At 50.7% G+C, this 16,077-nt stretch carries 16 protein-coding genes; 15 read left to right on the top strand and 1 reads right to left on the bottom strand.

The window, feature by feature from the left end; genetic code table 11:
- The first annotated feature begins 9 nt into the window (after window positions 1–9).
- A complete protein-coding gene (locus ACTG33_RS06170) occupies window positions 10–1,572 on the top strand; it encodes a sigma-54-dependent transcriptional regulator (RefSeq protein WP_439134323.1) in 1,563 nt (520 codons plus the stop codon).
- A 127-nt stretch (window positions 1,573–1,699) separates the two neighbouring features.
- Here the strand turns inward: ACTG33_RS06170 and ACTG33_RS06165 are convergent, their stop codons facing one another.
- On the bottom strand, window positions 1,700–1,876 hold the full coding sequence (locus ACTG33_RS06165) for a PA3496 family putative envelope integrity protein (protein WP_439134322.1): 177 nt from the start codon (window positions 1,874–1,876) through the stop codon (window positions 1,700–1,702).
- A 415-nt stretch (window positions 1,877–2,291) separates the two neighbouring features.
- On the opposite strand from ACTG33_RS06165, the gene fliE reads away from it, so the two are divergent.
- The 14 genes from fliE to fliO all read left to right on the top strand — a co-directional run bounded on the left by fliE (window position 2,292) and on the right by fliO (window position 16,040).
- Complete coding sequence (fliE, locus tag ACTG33_RS06160) at window positions 2,292–2,666, top strand: flagellar hook-basal body complex protein FliE (protein WP_439134321.1); 375 nt, start codon at window positions 2,292–2,294, stop codon at window positions 2,664–2,666.
- Between the two features lie 97 nt (window positions 2,667–2,763).
- Complete coding sequence (gene fliF / locus ACTG33_RS06155) at window positions 2,764–4,464, top strand: flagellar basal-body MS-ring/collar protein FliF (RefSeq protein WP_439134320.1); 1,701 nt, start codon at window positions 2,764–2,766, stop codon at window positions 4,462–4,464.
- Window positions 4,465–4,473: 9 nt separating this feature from the next.
- Window positions 4,474–5,517 (top strand): flagellar motor switch protein FliG, encoded by a 1,044-nt coding sequence (gene fliG, locus ACTG33_RS06150; protein WP_439134319.1) that lies wholly within the window; start codon window positions 4,474–4,476, stop codon window positions 5,515–5,517.
- 54 nt (window positions 5,518–5,571) lie between these two features.
- Window positions 5,572–6,627 (top strand): flagellar assembly protein FliH, encoded by a 1,056-nt coding sequence (locus ACTG33_RS06145; RefSeq protein WP_439134318.1) that lies wholly within the window; start codon window positions 5,572–5,574, stop codon window positions 6,625–6,627.
- A complete protein-coding gene (gene fliI / locus ACTG33_RS06140) occupies window positions 6,609–7,964 on the top strand; it encodes a flagellar protein export ATPase FliI (protein ID WP_439134340.1) in 1,356 nt (451 codons plus the stop codon). Before ACTG33_RS06145 ends, fliI begins: the two co-directional genes overlap by 19 nt.
- 68 nt (window positions 7,965–8,032) lie before the next feature.
- On the top strand, window positions 8,033–8,476 hold the full coding sequence (gene fliJ, locus ACTG33_RS06135; protein ID WP_439134317.1) for a flagellar export protein FliJ: 444 nt from the start codon (window positions 8,033–8,035) through the stop codon (window positions 8,474–8,476).
- Window positions 8,477–8,767: 291 nt separating this feature from the next.
- Window positions 8,768–9,073, top strand: coding sequence for an STAS domain-containing protein (locus ACTG33_RS06130; protein WP_439134339.1), 306 nt, complete (start codon window positions 8,768–8,770; stop codon window positions 9,071–9,073).
- Between the two features lie 75 nt (window positions 9,074–9,148).
- Window positions 9,149–10,897, top strand: a complete 1,749-nt coding sequence (locus tag ACTG33_RS06125) for an ATP-binding SpoIIE family protein phosphatase (protein ID WP_439134316.1) — start codon at window positions 9,149–9,151, stop codon at window positions 10,895–10,897.
- A 107-nt stretch (window positions 10,898–11,004) separates the two neighbouring features.
- Window positions 11,005–11,337: an Hpt domain-containing protein gene (locus ACTG33_RS06120; RefSeq protein ID WP_439134315.1), complete on the top strand. Its 333-nt coding sequence runs from the start codon at window positions 11,005–11,007 to the stop codon at window positions 11,335–11,337.
- 195 nt (window positions 11,338–11,532) lie between these two features.
- Window positions 11,533–13,209 (top strand): flagellar hook-length control protein FliK, encoded by a 1,677-nt coding sequence (locus ACTG33_RS06115; RefSeq protein ID WP_439134314.1) that lies wholly within the window; start codon window positions 11,533–11,535, stop codon window positions 13,207–13,209.
- A 286-nt stretch (window positions 13,210–13,495) separates the two neighbouring features.
- Complete coding sequence (locus ACTG33_RS06110; protein WP_439134313.1) at window positions 13,496–14,032, top strand: flagellar basal body-associated FliL family protein; 537 nt, start codon at window positions 13,496–13,498, stop codon at window positions 14,030–14,032.
- A gap of 57 nt (window positions 14,033–14,089) precedes the next feature.
- Window positions 14,090–15,106, top strand: a complete 1,017-nt coding sequence (fliM, locus tag ACTG33_RS06105) for a flagellar motor switch protein FliM (protein WP_439134312.1) — start codon at window positions 14,090–14,092, stop codon at window positions 15,104–15,106.
- Window positions 15,096–15,545, top strand: a complete 450-nt coding sequence (gene fliN, locus ACTG33_RS06100) for a flagellar motor switch protein FliN (RefSeq protein ID WP_439134311.1) — start codon at window positions 15,096–15,098, stop codon at window positions 15,543–15,545. The genes fliM and fliN overlap by 11 nt, the downstream gene beginning before the upstream one ends.
- Before the next feature lie 15 nt (window positions 15,546–15,560).
- Window positions 15,561–16,040, top strand: coding sequence for a flagellar biosynthetic protein FliO (gene fliO / locus ACTG33_RS06095; protein ID WP_439134310.1), 480 nt, complete (start codon window positions 15,561–15,563; stop codon window positions 16,038–16,040).
- The last annotated feature ends 37 nt before the right edge of the window (window positions 16,041–16,077 follow it).

The raw sequence follows: 16,077 nt of genomic DNA, 5'->3' as shown, positions 1-16,077 counted from the left end.
GGAAATGGTATGACTCAGGCCTGTAGAACCCCTAAAAAGATGTTAGCCAACGCTTCTATCACGATTTTAATCGTAGAGGATGATTTGGATCTGCGTGAAGCGGTAGAAGATACTCTGCAATTGGCAGGATATAACGTACTCACAGCCGATAGCGGCGAAGCGGCTCTGGTGGTTTTGAGTCAACAAGCCGACGTCCAGTGTGTTATCTCTGATGTTAATATGGGGGGGATGGATGGCCATCAGCTGCTCAAAGAGATTAAAGCAACGTATCCACATTTGCCGGTTATATTGAATACCGCTTACGGCAGTATCAATCGTTCAGTGGATGCCATGCGTGAAGGCGCGGTTGATTATCTGGTTAAACCATTCGCTCCGCAGGTTCTGGTGGAGACCGTTGCTCGCTATACGGGTGAATCACTAAAGCCTGGTGATGATGCACCTATCGCACAGGATCCCTCCAGTCAGCAGTTGTTACAACTGGCGAAACGGGTGGCTGAGTCAGATTCTACGGCGTTGATTATCGGTGAGTCGGGTACCGGTAAAGAGGTGTTAGCTCGATTTGTTCACGCGCATTCACCGCGGGCTGACAAGCCTTTCGTGGCGATTAATTGTGCCGCGATTCCTGAAAACATGCTGGAAGCTATGCTGTTCGGTCATGAGAAGGGCGCATTTACCGGCGCCTACAACAGTGCGCCAGGTAAGTTTGAACAGGCCAATGGTGGTACCTTGTTGCTGGATGAAATCTCCGAAATGGAGTTGGGGTTACAAGCCAAACTGTTGCGTGTCCTGCAGGAAAAAGAAGTTGAGAGGCTGGGCGGACGTAAAACCATTAAGCTTGATGTTCGGGTTATTGCGACCTCCAACCGTGATATGCGTCGAACGGTATCAGAGGGTAAGTTTCGTGAGGATTTGTACTTCCGATTGAGTGTGTTGCCTTTGCAGTGGGCGCCTTTGCGTGATCGCCCTGCTGACATTCTGCCGTTGGCTGAAAGCCTGTTGTCCAAACACGCCGGTAAACAGTATCGCAAGGGGGTGCGGCTGGATGATCAGGCGCGTCAGGTACTGCAGCAATACCCTTGGCCGGGTAACGTACGAGAGCTGGATAATGTTATGCAGCGAGCGTTGATTTTGCAGCCTGGTGCTACCATCTCGGCTCATGACCTTGGTTTGATCCAAACCGAACAGTACAGTGAAAAACCAAGTCTTATGGCAGCCTCGGACTGGTCGCAAAATGCAACCACAATGGTTAGTGGGATTGCTGATGGCGGGGTCAGTGGCCGTGCCGACAATTTGACTGCTCAACCTTTGGATACCATGCCTTGTGCGTCTTCTGTCGCGGCGCCGTTTATGCAGGAATCAGTTCAAGCTGAGGCAGGTGCGGACGAGGCCGGTGTATTGGGGGATGATCTGAAACAGCGTGAGTTTGAAATTATTGTCAGCACTCTGAAGCAGGAGCGGGGCAGTAAAAAGAACACCGCGGAGCGCTTGGGGATCAGCCCAAGAACTTTAAGGTACAAGATAGCCCGCCTTAAAGAATTGGGGTTGGATATTGGCCTGGCACAGGGTGCCTGAGCAGGGTTGTGAAATAGCCAATAAAATACAACAAAAAAGGCCGAATCGCGAGATTCGGCCTTTTTTGTTTGAAAGCTTGTGATCTCCGTCTGGAGACCAGGCTCTGAATTGAAAAGCTTCTGCACTGCTAGGCGAAGTCGAAGTCGAACTCAATGGTTTCCTTTTTGAGTCTCATATCTTCTAAGCGCTCCTCGAGTTTACGCCGTGCGTCCAAAGTTTCAGCCTGTGACTGTGAGCTGGCTTTGCGTCTGCTCTTGGCGGTGGATTTACTAGATTTACTGGTGCTTAAGACCTCACTGCTCATATCGATATTCCTCCGTGTCGATACCGTTGGCTTGGTGGTTTTTTAATAGTTTATTGTTTAGGTCTGGGTGAAAAATATACCGATTTGTTTGCAGGGGTCAAGCTTTCAACGTGATCATTTGATGAAATATGTGTGACGGATTGATGGCGTTGACATTCAGGTGGCGTCAGGGGGCGGGTAAGGGCAATAGCCGTGAGGCTCCCGAGGCTAGGCGTCTGGGAGAAAAAGCGGCAATAGACTGCCTGCGGCAAATGTTGGCCTGCTTTGTGCAGTTATCAAGAAAAGAGCTGTTTCTCAGGGCAAACTGCCAAAGATTTGTCACTGCTTGAACAGCGTCAACATTGAACAGCGAAAACCTGCGTTAAAGAAATCGGCAGGCAGGGATCAACCCAAAGCGAGGTCGTAGAAACATATCATGACAGATCGAGTGGATATCAATCGTCTTCTGGTCGAAATGCGATCAATGAAAACCCAGGCTCAGGCCTTTCAGCGGCCCGAAAACCTGGCTGCGAAAGACGTTGCCGGTTTGGCGGGGCAGGGGCTGAATGTCTCAAAGGCTCAGGATGTTCCTTCCTTTGGGCAAATGCTGGATCAGGCCGTCAATAAAGTGAACAGCGTTCAGCAGGCCTCCAGCAGTACTGCCCAGGCTTATGAACTCGGCGATCCGAATGTGGATATTACCGATGTCATGGTGGCGTCTCAGAAAGCCAGCGTGTCGTTTCAATCTATGGTCCAAGTGCGCAATAAGTTGATTGATGCTTACCGCGACGTCATGAATATGCCGGTGTAACCGTAGACTTAAGAAGTTAAGAAGTTAAGCAGTAAGGTATTAGTGTTTTCTGCTCTTAGCAGTTACTCATTTCTTAAAAGGAAATCAGGCCTCGTCCATGACTACCGCAGATACCACAGATACTGAGCTGTCCTCGGGCGCTCAGACTACATCGACCAACGATCTGATCGAAGGGTTCAATAATCTGAACCTGATTCGGCAGGCGGGTCTTATGGTGGCCTTGGCAGCCAGTGTGGCTATTGGCTTTGCTGTTGTGCTATGGACTCAGGGTGAAGATTATCGTCCTCTGTACGGCAGTCTGGATCATCTGGACTCCTCTGAAGTTATTCAGATTCTCGAAAGCAACGACATCAAGTTCAAAATGGACGATGTCAGCGGTGTGCTGCTGGTCGCGGATGCGGACATTCACAAGGCTCGCTTAAAACTGGCTGCGGCCGGTGTTCCAGGAGATCAATCGGTGGGTTTTGAGTTGCTGGATAAAGAGCAGCCTCTCGGAACCAGTCAGTTTATGGAGGGCGCCCGTTATCACCGCAGTCTTGAGTGTGAGTTGGCTCGCACCATTGTCAGCATCAACTCTGTCCGCAATGCCCGTGTTCACTTGGCGATACCAAAACGTTCGGTATTTGTCCGCGATCCAAGACGACCTTCGGCTTCCGTATTTGTAGAGCTCTATCCTGGCCGTGGGATCAAGCCGGAGCAGGTCAAAGCGATTTCCAATCTGGTGGCGTCCAGCATTCCTGAGCTGACCATGGAAAACGTCACAGTAGTAGATCAAAAGGGTAATCTGCTTTCTCTGGGTGAGGAAGATCAGTCCATGATTGCCGCCGGCAAGCAGCGTGATTACAGCCGCAAAATTGAGGGGGATATTGTTCAGCGTATCAACAGCATTTTGGAGCCGATTATTGGTTCGGGGAACTTCAGGGCTGAAGTCAGTGCCGATATTGATTTTACCGAGGTTGAGCAGGCTAACGAGACGTTCAATCCTGAAGTGCCGGCGGTTCGCAGTGAACAAACGCTGGAAGAGTCTAATGGTGGCAACAACCGAGTTGCTGGAATTCCCGGCGCTTTGACCAATCAACCGCCTTTGGATGGTGACGCACCGGAAGTGGCGATGGATGCTCAGGATATTCAGGCTGCAGAGCGACTAAAAAATACCCGCAAAGAAGCCACACGTAATTACGAACTTGATCGCACCGTCAGCTACACTAAGCATCAGAAAGGCAGTCTGAGTCGCCTCACCGTTGCGGTTGTGGTTGACGATCGAGTCACGATAGATCCGGCTACGGGCGATCAGGTTCGGGAACCCTGGAGCGATCAAGAACTGGATCGCCTGTCGACCATTGTGCGTAACGCCGTAGGTTATTCTGAGGTACGAGGCGACAGTGTCAATGTCCTGAATTCACCTTTTGTTGCGCAGGAAGAAATCACCATTCAGGACGTTCCTTTTTGGGAGCAGGCCTGGTTTGCGTCTCTGGCAAAGCAAATTGTGGGTTTGTTGATTATTGTCGCGCTGGTTCTCGGATTACTCAGACCCGTATTGAAGAGTCTGTCCAGTTCAGGATCGAAGTCAAAAGAGGATGAGCGGGCCAAAGAGCTGGCAGCACTGGAATCCTCCGGATTGAATAATTTTGAGGGGTTATCCGATGAAACCGTAACCCTGACTGGCGGAGAGGCCTTGGCCCTGCCAAGTCCGGAAGAAAGCTACGAACAGCAGTTGAACGCCATTAAAGGCTTGGTTGCAGAAGATCCCGGTCGTGTGGCGCAAGTGATTAAGCGCTGGGTCAATGAAGAAGGGTAGTGTCTGAATATGAGTGAAGCGCAAGGTGTACCGTCAGAACAAGGCAATGCTTTTCCAGCCTTGAAAATCTCCAAGGTCGAGCAGGCTGCAATTTTGCTCATGAGTATGGGCGAAGGCGATGCAGCCGAGATCCTCAAGCACATGGGTCCCAAAGAGGTTCAGCGTCTGGGGACGGCCATGTCGCAGCTGTCGAATGTTCAGCAGAGTACTGTTGAAGCGGTTTTAGGTGGTTTTCTGGACGAGGTCGGAACCCTGACAGGCCTTGGCATGGGCGCCGATAGCTACATCCGTAATATGCTGGTAACCGCGCTGGGTGAAGACAAGGCTAATGGTTTGGTTGATCGTATCTTGCTGGGGGGCAATACCACCGGTCTCGATACATTGAAGTGGATGGAAGCCCGCTCTGTCGCAGACATCATTCGCAATGAGCATCCGCAGATTCAGGCGATTGTGATTGCGTATCTCGATCCTGATCAATCTGCCGAAATTCTGGCGTATTTTACCGAGAAGGTTCGCCTCGACATTATGATGCGAGTTGCCGCGCTCGATACTGTACAGCCCGGAGCCCTGCAGGAACTCAATGATATTCTTGAGAAGCAATTCTCTGGCAACGCCGCTTCACAAACCAAAGCGATGGGCGGTTATAAGGTGGCTGCTGAGATCATGAACCACCTTGAAAGTGTCATCGAAGCGGACCTGATGGATTCCATCAAAGATGTGGACGAGGATATGGGTAATCAGATCCAGGATCTGATGTTTGTATTCGACAACCTTAGGGACGTGGATGATCGCGGTATTCAGGCGCTGTTGCGCGAAGTGTCGTCCGATATATTGATTGTTGCCCTCAAGGGCGCTGACGACAATTTACAGGACAAGATCTTCAAGAATATGTCCAAGCGTGCTGCTGAGCTGTTGAAAGACGATCTGGAAGCGAAAGGTCCGGTGAAACTGTCAGAAGTTGAAGGTGCGCAGAAAGAAATTCTGGTTATTGCCCGCCGCATGGCGGATGCGGGTGAGATCATGTTGGGAGGCAGTGGTGAGCAGATGGTGTGATACGAACCACGCTTTACTTTTTCAACGCTCCATAGATCAGGTAACGGTTGAGTTATGATCGCTAAACTCCCAAATCTTATTGCCTCCGAAGACCTGCAGAACTGCAACAGCTGGAACCTGCCGGAAGTCGGCAGAGGAGCCAATATTCTGTCGGCGGAAACCAAAAAACGACAGAAGCTTGAAGCTGAAAGAAAGGCTCAGCACGAGCGTGAAAGACAATCCCAATCAGCTTCTCAGGCGAACGGCACTTCTCAGGCTCATGGAGAGTTGATCGAGGATGTGGGCGATGAGGCGCTGTCCTATGCACCCTTAACCGCCGATCAGTTGCAGGACATGGCGGACGCCGCAGAGAAAGAAGGTTTCGATCTCGGTTACGGTGAAGGTGTCGTCAAAGGTATTGCCGAAGGTAAAAAACAGGGCTACGAAGATGGGTTGGCCCAGGCTCAGGAAGAAATCAGAGAAAAACTGACCACGCAGGTAAGCCAGCTGCTGCAGGTTGCGGAGGCCTTGGTTGAGCCGATACAGCAACAGGAAGATCAGTTGCAGCAGCTATTGCTGAGTTATGTCACGACTCTGACCGAACAGGTCATTGAGCGTGAGCTCGTTCAGGATTCCTCACACATTCTCTCCGTTGTGCAGCGCGCAGTTCAGGCCCTTCCGGTCGGCGCAGAATCGATCAAGGTCATATTGAATCCCGATGATCTGGCTCTGGTCGAAACCTACGCGCAGGATCATGAGAAACCTTGGCTATTCCGCGGAGATGGCGACATGCAGCCGGGCGGCTGTCGCATTGAAAGTGCAGAAAGCCTGATCGATTTCAGTGTCGAATCCCGAATGAAGGCCATGTTCTCCCAGTTTCTGGACAAGCAATTAGTGAGTTCCGACACTGAAGAGGCGGTGCCATCCGAGCCTGAAGTATTTGAACCTGAAGTACACCAATCCGTAATGGATACGCCCGAAACGTTCGGGGCAGAGTTTGAGCCCTCAACCGATAAAGAGCCCTCAGCCAATAGTCAGCCCTCGGCCGATAACGAGCCCTCAGCCAATAATCAGCCCTTAGCCAACAGTCAGCCATCCTCCAATGAACCCACATCGGAGAACCCTCTGTGAGCCTGCTCGAAAAGCTGAAAGGTTATCGGCCTCAAAGGACCTTTGAGTTTACTCCTCAGGCCGAAGGGCGGCTGGTTCGTCTGGTGGGAATGACTCTGGAAGCTGTGGGGTTGAATATATCCGTGGGTCATCAGTGCGAAGTCGTTACCGGTGACGGGCGTCGTATTGAAGCGGAGGTGGTCGGCTTTTCCGGTAATAAAGTTTACCTCATGCCGATTCAACACGTAGAAGGCGTACAGCCAGGTGCTATTGTCAGGCCTCTGGGAGCCAATAACGGTATACGCATTGGGTCTCAATTATTGGGTCGTGTCATTAATGGCCTGGGTCAACCTCTCGATGGCAAGGCACTTTGGCAGGGTGATGATTTTCTGGACTTTGCGCCTCACACCATCAACCCGTTACACCGCCACCCGATCAGTGAACCTTTGGATGTGGGCATTCGTGCAATTAATGCTTTGCTCACGGTTGGCCGTGGGCAGCGGCTGGGATTGTTTGCGGGCAGTGGCGTGGGTAAAAGTATGCTGCTCGGAATGATGACCCGTTTTACCACGGCTGATGTGGTTGTTGTGGGTCTGATTGGTGAGCGGGGCCGCGAGGTTAAAGAGTTTATTGATCACACGTTGGGAGAAGAAGGCCTCAGCCGCTCGGTAGTCGTAGCTTCGCCGGCAGATGACGCACCGTTGATGCGTTTAAGAGCTTCTCAGTTGTGTACCCGGATCGCTGAATACTATCGAGATCAGGGCAAGAATGTGTTGCTGTTAATGGACTCACTGACCCGTTACGCACAGGCACAGCGGGAAATATCGCTGGCCATCGGTGAGCCGCCAGCCACCAAGGGTTATCCACCTTCTGTGTTTGCCAAGATACCGCAACTGGTAGAGAGAGCCGGTAATGCTGCTGAAGGTGAAGGCTCCATTACCGCTTTTTACACCGTTTTGACGGAGGGGGATGATCTTCAGGATCCGATCGCCGACGCAGCGAGGGCCATTCTCGACGGTCATATCGTGCTTTCAAGGCGCTTGGCGGAAGAGGGGACCTATCCCGCGATTGATGTAGAGGCCTCCATCAGTCGGGCGATGCCGAATATTGTTCCGAAAGAGCACCTGCAGAAAATGCAGCTCTTCAAGCAAACGCAATCGCTGTATCAGGAGAATAAAGATCTCATCAACATCGGAGCCTACCGGACCGGTACAGACCCGGCTATTGACCGTGCTATTGAGCGCAGTCCACATATGAAGCAGTTTGTGCGGCAGGATCTTGGGAATTCGGTGATGTTTGAAGAGGCATGCGAGCAATTACAGGTGTTGATGGCTCCCGTTATGTCCGGTGCAGCTTAAAACAAACGCGTCTAACTGGCGCGATGGTAAATGGTTGTAATTGTAAAAAGTTGTACTAAGGGTAAAGCATGGCAATCAAGCGATCGCAAAGGATGCTCACTGTATTACAACTGGCAGTCCGTACAGAGGAAGGCGCAGCCAGTCAGTTAGAGCAAAGCCGTCGTCAGGTCGAGCAGGCCCAGCAACAGTTGCAGCAGGTTGAAGAGTACCAGCAGGGTTATATCCAGTCTTTAAATCAACCGAAGAGCGGGCAGAGCGCCTACAGTATGATCAACGACCGGCGGTTTCTTGAACAGCTGAGTTTTGTTTGTCAGACACAGGCTGGCCAAATTGAGAAACTTCGGCAAAATGAAGACAAGTGTTTGCAGAATTGGCAGGAGTGCTATCAACGCCGCCGAAATATTGAGCAACTGATCGAAAAGATCAAACAGGATGAAAGTCTGTTAGCGGATAAACAGCTGCAGAAGGAGTTGGATGAACTTTCTTCTGTCTTTCTGAGGCGCTCACGCTAAGCAAGCACTGTATTTTTATTCATCATTCCCCGTATGCCAGACCCAGCGCAGGGTTTGTCACTTGTTATCACACGCCGGCGCCATTTTCTTCCCGCTGTATTGTGTTCCCAAGCTCAAATTATGATGCGAATAGCAGGATAATGCTGGATTCGGTAAGGGGTTTAATATTAGTCTAGTATTACAGAAGTTCAGCAGTTACCTTAACCGATATTACATTAATCTATATGACAAGGTTGAATGTGGTGTTACGGAAGGGTCGTGCCACCGCCGAAAGAGGAATTAGAAAAAACTATGGGTATTCAATCTCGCGTATCTGAGGATGGACAGGAGTTGAGAATATCTATCCAGGGGCGTTTTGATTTTAGTGCGCATCAGGAATTTAGAGGCAGCTATGAGTCCCTGACTAATCAGCCTTCCCGCTATCTGGTAGATTTGGCTGAAGCAACTTATCTGGACAGTTCTGCTTTGGGCATGTTGCTGTTATTACGTGATCATGCCAGCGGTAATGATGCTGAAATTGAGATTGTAAACTGTAGCTCCGACGTTAAAAAAATCCTGATGATTTCCAACTTTGAGCAGCTTTTTAATATCCAGTAAAAGGTGGCTGTCAGGCCGAACTCATAAAATTAAGGCCTGTACTCATAAAACAATGGGCCTGTACCCGGAAAACAAATGCCCGTGCCCGGAAAACAAACCATACTGATCGCTGATGATACGGACTCTGACCGTCTAATTCTGGAGACCATCGTCAAAAAAGAAGGCCATCGTGTTATCAGCGTCTGTGATGGCCAGGAAGCGGTGGATGCCTATCAGGAGCACAGGCCAGATCTGATTTTACTGGATGCCATGATGCCCCGTCTCGACGGTTTTGGGGCCGCCCGCCAAATTAAAGCCCTGGCGGGTGAGGAAATGGTTCCCATCATCTTTCTTACCTCACTAACCGACACCAAATCTCTGGTAAAATGTCTCGATGCCGGTGGCGATGACTTTTTATCCAAGCCTTACAATCGGGTGATTCTGCAGGCCAAAATCAAAGCATTTTCCCGTATGCGTGTGATGCACCGTGTGATGCAGGAGCAGCGGGATCAGATTTCCTCTCACAACCAGCACCTCGTCCAAGAGCAGGTGGTTGCCAAACAAGTTTTCGATAACATTGCCCATACAGGCTGTATGGATGCGCCCAATGTTAAGTATTTTTTATCCCCTCTGGCGGTTTTCAACGGAGATGTGATTGTCGCAGCCGTCCGGCCATCCGGTAGCATGATGGTGTTACTGGGAGACTTTACCGGACACGGTCTACCCGCTGCAATTGGCGCTATGCCTCTGGCGTCCATTTTTTATGGCATGGTTCAAAAGGGGTTCAACCTTGTTGATGTGTTGCGGGAGATTAACCTCAAGTTAAAACAAATCCTTCCGGTGGGGGTGTTTTGCTGCGCCACTATTGTTGACATGAATTTTGCCAAGGGCACAGTGAAAGTCTGGAATGGTGGTTTGCCGGAATGTTATCTCTATCGTGCCGATACCGGTGTGGTGGATACCATCCGCTCTACCCATCTACCGTTGGGAGTCCTTGATGATATAGCGTTCAAAGACGACTGTGTGCGTCTGGAGATGGCCCCGGGAGATCGTCTCTATATGTGGTCTGATGGCATCATTGAATCCCGTAATCGACAGGGTGAGATGTTTGGTGAAGAGCGGTTGATGCAATTGTTTACAGAGCATGCTCAGAACGATCCGGGCTCAGGTTCAGACAAAACTTCAGGTTCCGAAGAGGACGGGATTTTTGAGAAAGTTCTGAGTGCTGTGCATGAGTACGCAGAAGGGGAGCGTGACGATGATCTCTCATTGATTGAGTTGACAATGGATCATCCGGATCGTGCACTGAAGCAACCCTATGAGGCGACCCGCCATCGCTACGGAGGGCTACTTGAGTGGTCTCTCGGTCTGGAGCTGAAACCCTCAACCCTGAGGATGTTTGATCCTCTACCTCTGTTGCTGAATATCCTGGTCGAAGTGCCGGGTTTGAGGACACATAGTGGAACGCTGTATACCATCTTGGCAGAACTTTATTCCAATGCCTTAGAGCATGGCATATTAGCGTTACCATCTGCCTGGAAAGCGACACCGGAAGGATTTGAACACTATTATCTGGAGCGAGTGAAAAGGGTAGAGGTCTTGCAAGAGGGGTTTATTCGGTTCGATCTTGAGCATCAGTTACAGGACGACGGGGGTGTACTGAGTATTCGGGTGCAGGATTCCGGTTCTGGTTTTGAGCACGAAGAAAATATCAACAACACGTTAGAGTCAAAAGAATACAGCGGTCGTGGAATACCGCTTCTTCGCTCCCTCTGTGATTCACTTTCTTACAATGATCTCGGAAATCAGGTTGAAGTCACATTCCACTGGAGTTCAGATGATTAAAATAACGAAGTTCGGGCAATTAAAATAACATTCTCAGACGATTAGAATAACAAAACCGGACATTTAAAATAACAATAAGGCTTAGAGCCGTTTTAGAAGGAGTGATCATGAGCGAAGTAATTGATACAGAAACCATTGTTATGCTGAAGGAAGTTATGGGTGAGGACTTTCAGGAGCTCGTTACTACCTTTCTTGACGATTGTCAGGTACGTATCCCCGAATTGTGTGAACAACTGGCTGCCGGTGATGCCGATGCTCTGAGGCAGACTGCCCACAGCTTGAAAGGCAGTAGTGGTAATCTTGGGGCTACGACTATGTCCGAACTGTGTTTCCATGTGGAAACAAAAGCTAAACAGCAACAAACTGAAGACCTTGCGAGTACTCTCGAGAGAATTGAAGCCGAGTTTCAGCGTGTGACTTCCGCTCTCAGGGCTGTCTAGTCTCTCTCAGGGCTGTCTAGCCTCGTCGATGTATTCAAAAGCCCTATTGAATAAGCCCCATTCTATGAGCCCCATTCTATGAGCCAAAGACCACGGTTTGATGATCTTTGGCATCGACCTTGCATTTCCCTCTCTCGTTAACGAAATAGCCTCAAAGCGGTAAAGTCTTGCCGCTGTGACGATGAGAGAGTGACCATGAGTTCGACTACCGCCAATGTGTCTTTTGCGATAGGGACCAATCGGGCAGACAGCGTTAAGTCCCTTGGAACTGTGTCTTCCAGGAGTATAGCTTCTGATTCGCAAATAGAGTTTAAGCGCTTGCTCAGTGACGCATCTGAGAAAAAGAGTGCCGCTCAGGACATGTCCGATCGGGTGCAGGAGCAGAAGCGGCTTGAGTCCGAGCGAGCTGAAGCCAAGCGAATGGAGCAGAGGCAGCTTGAAGAGCAGCGTCAGGAGAAACTGCAAGCCTCCAGTCAACAGGAATCCAGACTGGAAGAGAAGAGGCAGCAGGAGGCCCGCCTGCAGGAATCTAAGCTGGAAGAAGATAGACAACAAGCCAGATTGGAGGCACGTCAGCAGGAAGGTGGGTTGGCTGACTCTGATCAGCCAGTGGATGGGAAGCCCCAGCCGCCTGAAGCGCTGGAGGCCAATGCAGGATCTATAGGGGCTCAATCGACCAAAGCCACCGGTCTTCATGATTCTGCTGAAGGAATAGAGGTTGAGGTGGCCGATAAATCACCAACCGAAACCACTTCAAGAGAGTCTCTACTCGACGGAATGGATGGCCAGCACGCTGATTCTAACGGCGTCTCGGCGTCTGAGCGGATGGTTGTCATGACTGATGTACCTGAAGCGGCGGATGTCGCAGAGCGTCAAACTAACAGCCTGATGCAAAACAGTGGCATGGGTGAGGTTGTAGATGATGCCCCGGTGGAATTGAAACCCGGTGAGGTTTCACTGGAATCCATTGCAGCAGCGGTTGCAGCCTTTACCGGCCAGGGTGATCCGGCTGCGGGTGGCTTGGCTGCTCAGTCTTCATTCATTCCTGCGGGCGCCTCGTCGCTGGGTAGCTATGGCGTTGGTAACGGTATGCCATACGGAGTCGCCTATGGTGCGAGCGGTGCTGTTGCTACGAACGGACAGGTACTAACGGATGGGGGGAGTCTGACGGCGACTCAAACTGCGGGTAGTGATGGGCCGTCGCAATCGTTGTTAGCCAGCGCGATTTCAGCAAATACTACTGGTACTGGATCGGGCTCTCCTCAGTCGTCTTCGGGCGGGGCAGCTGCACAAGCTGTTGAGCAGGCTTTGGGGGCCTTGAGCTCTGATGGGGAGACAGATGCATTCCGAGAGGGTACGCGAGGGGGAGCAGGGGATAATCCATTGCTGGCAGCGTCTCAGCGTAATGATGCGCGTCCGACCGCTGCATCCCAAAGTTCAGCTCATTTTACCGTGCCCACCAATAAAGGTGAGTTAGGACAGCCTGAGTGGCATAACACTGTTGCAGAAAAAGTCGCGGTTATGGCCACTAAAAACCTGACGTCCGCCGAAATTCAGCTGGATCCGCCGGAATTGGGTCAGCTTCAGGTGCGAGTGACGCTGAATCAGGATCAGGCCAGTGTGAGTTTTGCCAGTCAGCATGCAGTTGTGCGTGAGGCGCTTGATCAGACGGCTGTGCGCCTGAGAGAAAAGTTTGATGCTGAAGGGCTGAATTTGGTGGATGTGGATGTGTCTGATCAATCCTTCCAGCAGCAGAGACAGCAACAAGAGGGGTATTCAGCCGGTAGCGGTGATGTCCTCGCCGCAGGTGATGCTCCGGCAGAATCTGTTGTGGTTAAGCACACCCAGGGCCTTGTTGATCAGTTTGTTTAATAGCATTCACTTTGCTGATCCCAAGTTACTTGTTTAATCCTTATCCCCGAACTACTGTGTGAGAAAGCTTCAGAGCTGGTTTATTTGACTCTGAAGCTTTTTCGGCAGTTTCTAGTTACCCGTTCCATCTTCTCTGTCTCGTAATGTTATCTGCGTTCTCTCGGGCTTAAAGACGCTGCCCTAACACTCTTTCTTTTTTGAATACGGCCATCTTGTGGCTAGAGTATGCGTATGGCATGCCTCTTGCTGTTCTATGTTTATCGCGAATAAACGACAGGTTTTTGACATGGCAGAAGAGAACGACGATATCGAGGAACTGGGTACCACCACCAGCAAGAAAAAGATCGTCATAATAATCGTTATTGGCGTAGTGTTGATGGCGTTGTCTGCCGGGGGAACCTTAATGGCTTTGGGGTTGTTGTCTGATGATCCTGAAAGCGCGGAGCTTGTCGATGGTGAGCAGGCTTCGGAAGACGGGGCTGAAGCTGCGGAAGAGGTCAAAAAACCGGCGATCTATTATCCGATGAAGCCTCCCATGATTATCAGTTTCAATGTCCGGGGGAGGCAGCGGTTTTTACAGGCTGAAATCAGCTTGATGATGAGAGATACAGAGGTGTTGGCGGATATCGAAGAGCACAGTGCCTTGTTGCAAAACGGCCTGTTAATGCTTTTCAGTAGCCAGGATTACGCCGAGCTGCAAACTCCGGAAGGCAAAGAGCTGCTGCGTCAGCAGTCTCTTGGAGAAGTGCAAAAGCTGCTGGAGCAAGAAACCGGTAAGCCGGGGGTTGAGCAAGTGTTGTTTACCGCGTTTGTTATGCAGTAGTGAGCAAACGACTGGTAAACCGTCAATAAATCGAAAGAACTAACACAGGACAAGTGTGTGCAGGACTTACTTTCACAAGACGAGATTGATGCGCTGCTCCATGGTGTTGACGACGGTGATGTCGATACCAGCAGTGATGAGGATCCGGGTGCGGTCAAATCCTATGACTTAACCAGTCAGGATCGAATTGTCCGTGGCCGTATGCCAACGCTCGAAATGATTAATGAGCGTTTTGCCCGGTATACCCGCATCAGCATGTTTAATCTGCTCCGTCGGTCTGCCGACGTGTCTTCCGGCGGTGTACAGATTCAAAAATTTGGCGAATACGTCCATACACTGTATGTGCCTACCAGTCTAAATATGGTGAAGTTTCGCCCATTGCGGGGGACGGCACTGGTGATTCTGGATGCCAAGCTGGTGTTCAAGCTGGTAGATAACTTTTTTGGTGGTGATGGCCGCCACGCAAAAATTGAAGGGCGTGAATTCACCCCGACCGAGTTACGTGTTGTTCAGATGGTTCTGGATCAGGCGTTTGTGGATTTGGCCGAAGCCTGGAAAGCGGTTATGCCGATCGACTTTGAATTCATCAATTCCGAAGTCAATCCATCCATGGCGAACATTGTCAGCCCCAGTGAAGTGGTGGTTGTCAGTACTTTCCATGTTGAGCTGGATGGTGGGGGTGGTGATCTGCACATCACGATTCCATACTCCATGATTGAGCCAATACGCGAAATGTTGGATGCGGGCCTGCAGTCCGATACCGATGAACGTGATGATCGCTGGATCACAGCGCTTCGCAATGACGTCATGGAGGCTCAGGTCGAACTGGAATGTGAGTTGGCTCGCAGGGAGATCACCCTGCGGGACATCGTCAATATGAAAGCTGGGGATGTAGTGCCTATTGAGATGGGTGAATATCAAGTGGTGACCGCCAACAAAGTACCGATGTTTCGCAGTCAAATCGGTCAATCCAATGGCAATTTGGCCCTAAGAGTCAACGAATTGATTGATCGGTCAGTTTTTCAGAATAGCAACAGCCTGGATGCCAGGTCAGGGGATAGCAATGAGCAATGATGATCTGTTGAACGACGAGTCGTTAGAAGAGGGCGGTGACGTCAATCAGGACGCCATGGCGGATGAGTGGGCTGCGGCTATGGCCGAAGCGGAAGGCTCTGGCAGCGCGGACGAGGATGTGAATCAGCTGGAACTGAATGAGTTCCAGGACGAGACTGCACCGATGGCGGGAGGGCAAAACCCCGACCTGGATGTGATTCTTGATATTCCCGTCACCATTGCCATGGAGGTGGGTTCCACCTCCATAACCATTCGTAATCTGCTACAACTTAACCAAGGCTCGGTCATCGAGCTGGATCGATTAGCCGGTGAGCCTCTGGATGTGCTGGTGAATGGCACTCTCATTGCTCACGGCGAAGTGGTTGTCGTGAATGAAAAGTTCGGCATACGTATGACCGATGTCATCAGTCCGGCTGAACGGATCAAACGTCTACGCTGACACAATGGAGTCGCAATGAGTCTGCCATCAGGTTTTCGGATTCTGCACGCAAAATTATTAACGGGTCTAGGCTGCCTGATTTCCTTCTCAACTCTGGCTGCGGCAGACCCTGATGGAGGGGTTGCTCAGGCGGGTAAGGCAGCAGCGTCAATGCCAAGTCAGGGTGCTTATCTATTTCAGGTGCTTCTGGGGTTAATATTTGTATTGGCGTTGGTGTTTGCTGCTGCCTGGCTATTAAAACGTGTTGGACAGGGGACTCTGACGGGCAGTGGCCATATGAAAATCGTTGCGACTCTACCGATGGGAACCCGTGAGCGAATTGCCCTGGTTGATGTCGCTGGAAAGCAGATCTTGCTGGGTATCACGGCAACAACCATTAACACGCTGCATGCCTTTGATGAGCCTGTGATCACTGAAGAAGACCAATCCAACCCGTCAGACTTTGCCAGCAAGATACGTGAAGTGATGGCGAAAGGTATGGTGAAGTCCAAATGACTCAATTCTTTCGGTCAGTCCCTTTCAGCCTGATGCC

The sequence above is a fragment of the Pseudomaricurvus sp. genome (assembly GCF_965662505.1).
Taxonomy (GTDB): domain Bacteria; phylum Pseudomonadota; class Gammaproteobacteria; order Pseudomonadales; family Cellvibrionaceae; genus Pseudomaricurvus.
This window is presented reverse-complemented; position numbering and strand designations above follow the sequence as displayed.

What these genes read in the sequence shown, in the direction of transcription:
- ACTG33_RS06120 (WP_439134315.1), top strand. Translation starts at nt 11,005, where the DNA reads ATGAGCGAAGTAATTGATACAGAAACCATTGTTATGCTGAAGGAAGTT.
- ACTG33_RS06145 (WP_439134318.1), top strand. Translation starts at nt 5,572, where the DNA reads ATGATCGCTAAACTCCCAAATCTTATTGCCTCCGAAGACCTGCAGAAC.
- ACTG33_RS06170 (WP_439134323.1), top strand. Translation starts at nt 10, where the DNA reads ATGACTCAGGCCTGTAGAACCCCTAAAAAGATGTTAGCCAACGCTTCT.
- ACTG33_RS06110 (WP_439134313.1), top strand. Translation starts at nt 13,496, where the DNA reads ATGGCAGAAGAGAACGACGATATCGAGGAACTGGGTACCACCACCAGC.
- ACTG33_RS06165 (WP_439134322.1), bottom strand. Translation starts at nt 1,876, where the DNA reads ATGAGCAGTGAGGTCTTAAGCACCAGTAAATCTAGTAAATCCACCGCC.
- fliF (WP_439134320.1), top strand. Translation starts at nt 2,764, where the DNA reads ATGACTACCGCAGATACCACAGATACTGAGCTGTCCTCGGGCGCTCAG.
- ACTG33_RS06125 (WP_439134316.1), top strand. Translation starts at nt 9,149, where the DNA reads ATGCCCGTGCCCGGAAAACAAACCATACTGATCGCTGATGATACGGAC.
- fliN (WP_439134311.1), top strand. Translation starts at nt 15,096, where the DNA reads ATGAGCAATGATGATCTGTTGAACGACGAGTCGTTAGAAGAGGGCGGT.
- fliO (WP_439134310.1), top strand. Translation starts at nt 15,561, where the DNA reads ATGAGTCTGCCATCAGGTTTTCGGATTCTGCACGCAAAATTATTAACG.
- ACTG33_RS06130 (WP_439134339.1), top strand. Translation starts at nt 8,768, where the DNA reads ATGGGTATTCAATCTCGCGTATCTGAGGATGGACAGGAGTTGAGAATA.
- fliJ (WP_439134317.1), top strand. Translation starts at nt 8,033, where the DNA reads ATGGCAATCAAGCGATCGCAAAGGATGCTCACTGTATTACAACTGGCA.
- fliG (WP_439134319.1), top strand. Translation starts at nt 4,474, where the DNA reads ATGAGTGAAGCGCAAGGTGTACCGTCAGAACAAGGCAATGCTTTTCCA.
- ACTG33_RS06115 (WP_439134314.1), top strand. Translation starts at nt 11,533, where the DNA reads ATGAGTTCGACTACCGCCAATGTGTCTTTTGCGATAGGGACCAATCGG.
- fliE (WP_439134321.1), top strand. Translation starts at nt 2,292, where the DNA reads ATGACAGATCGAGTGGATATCAATCGTCTTCTGGTCGAAATGCGATCA.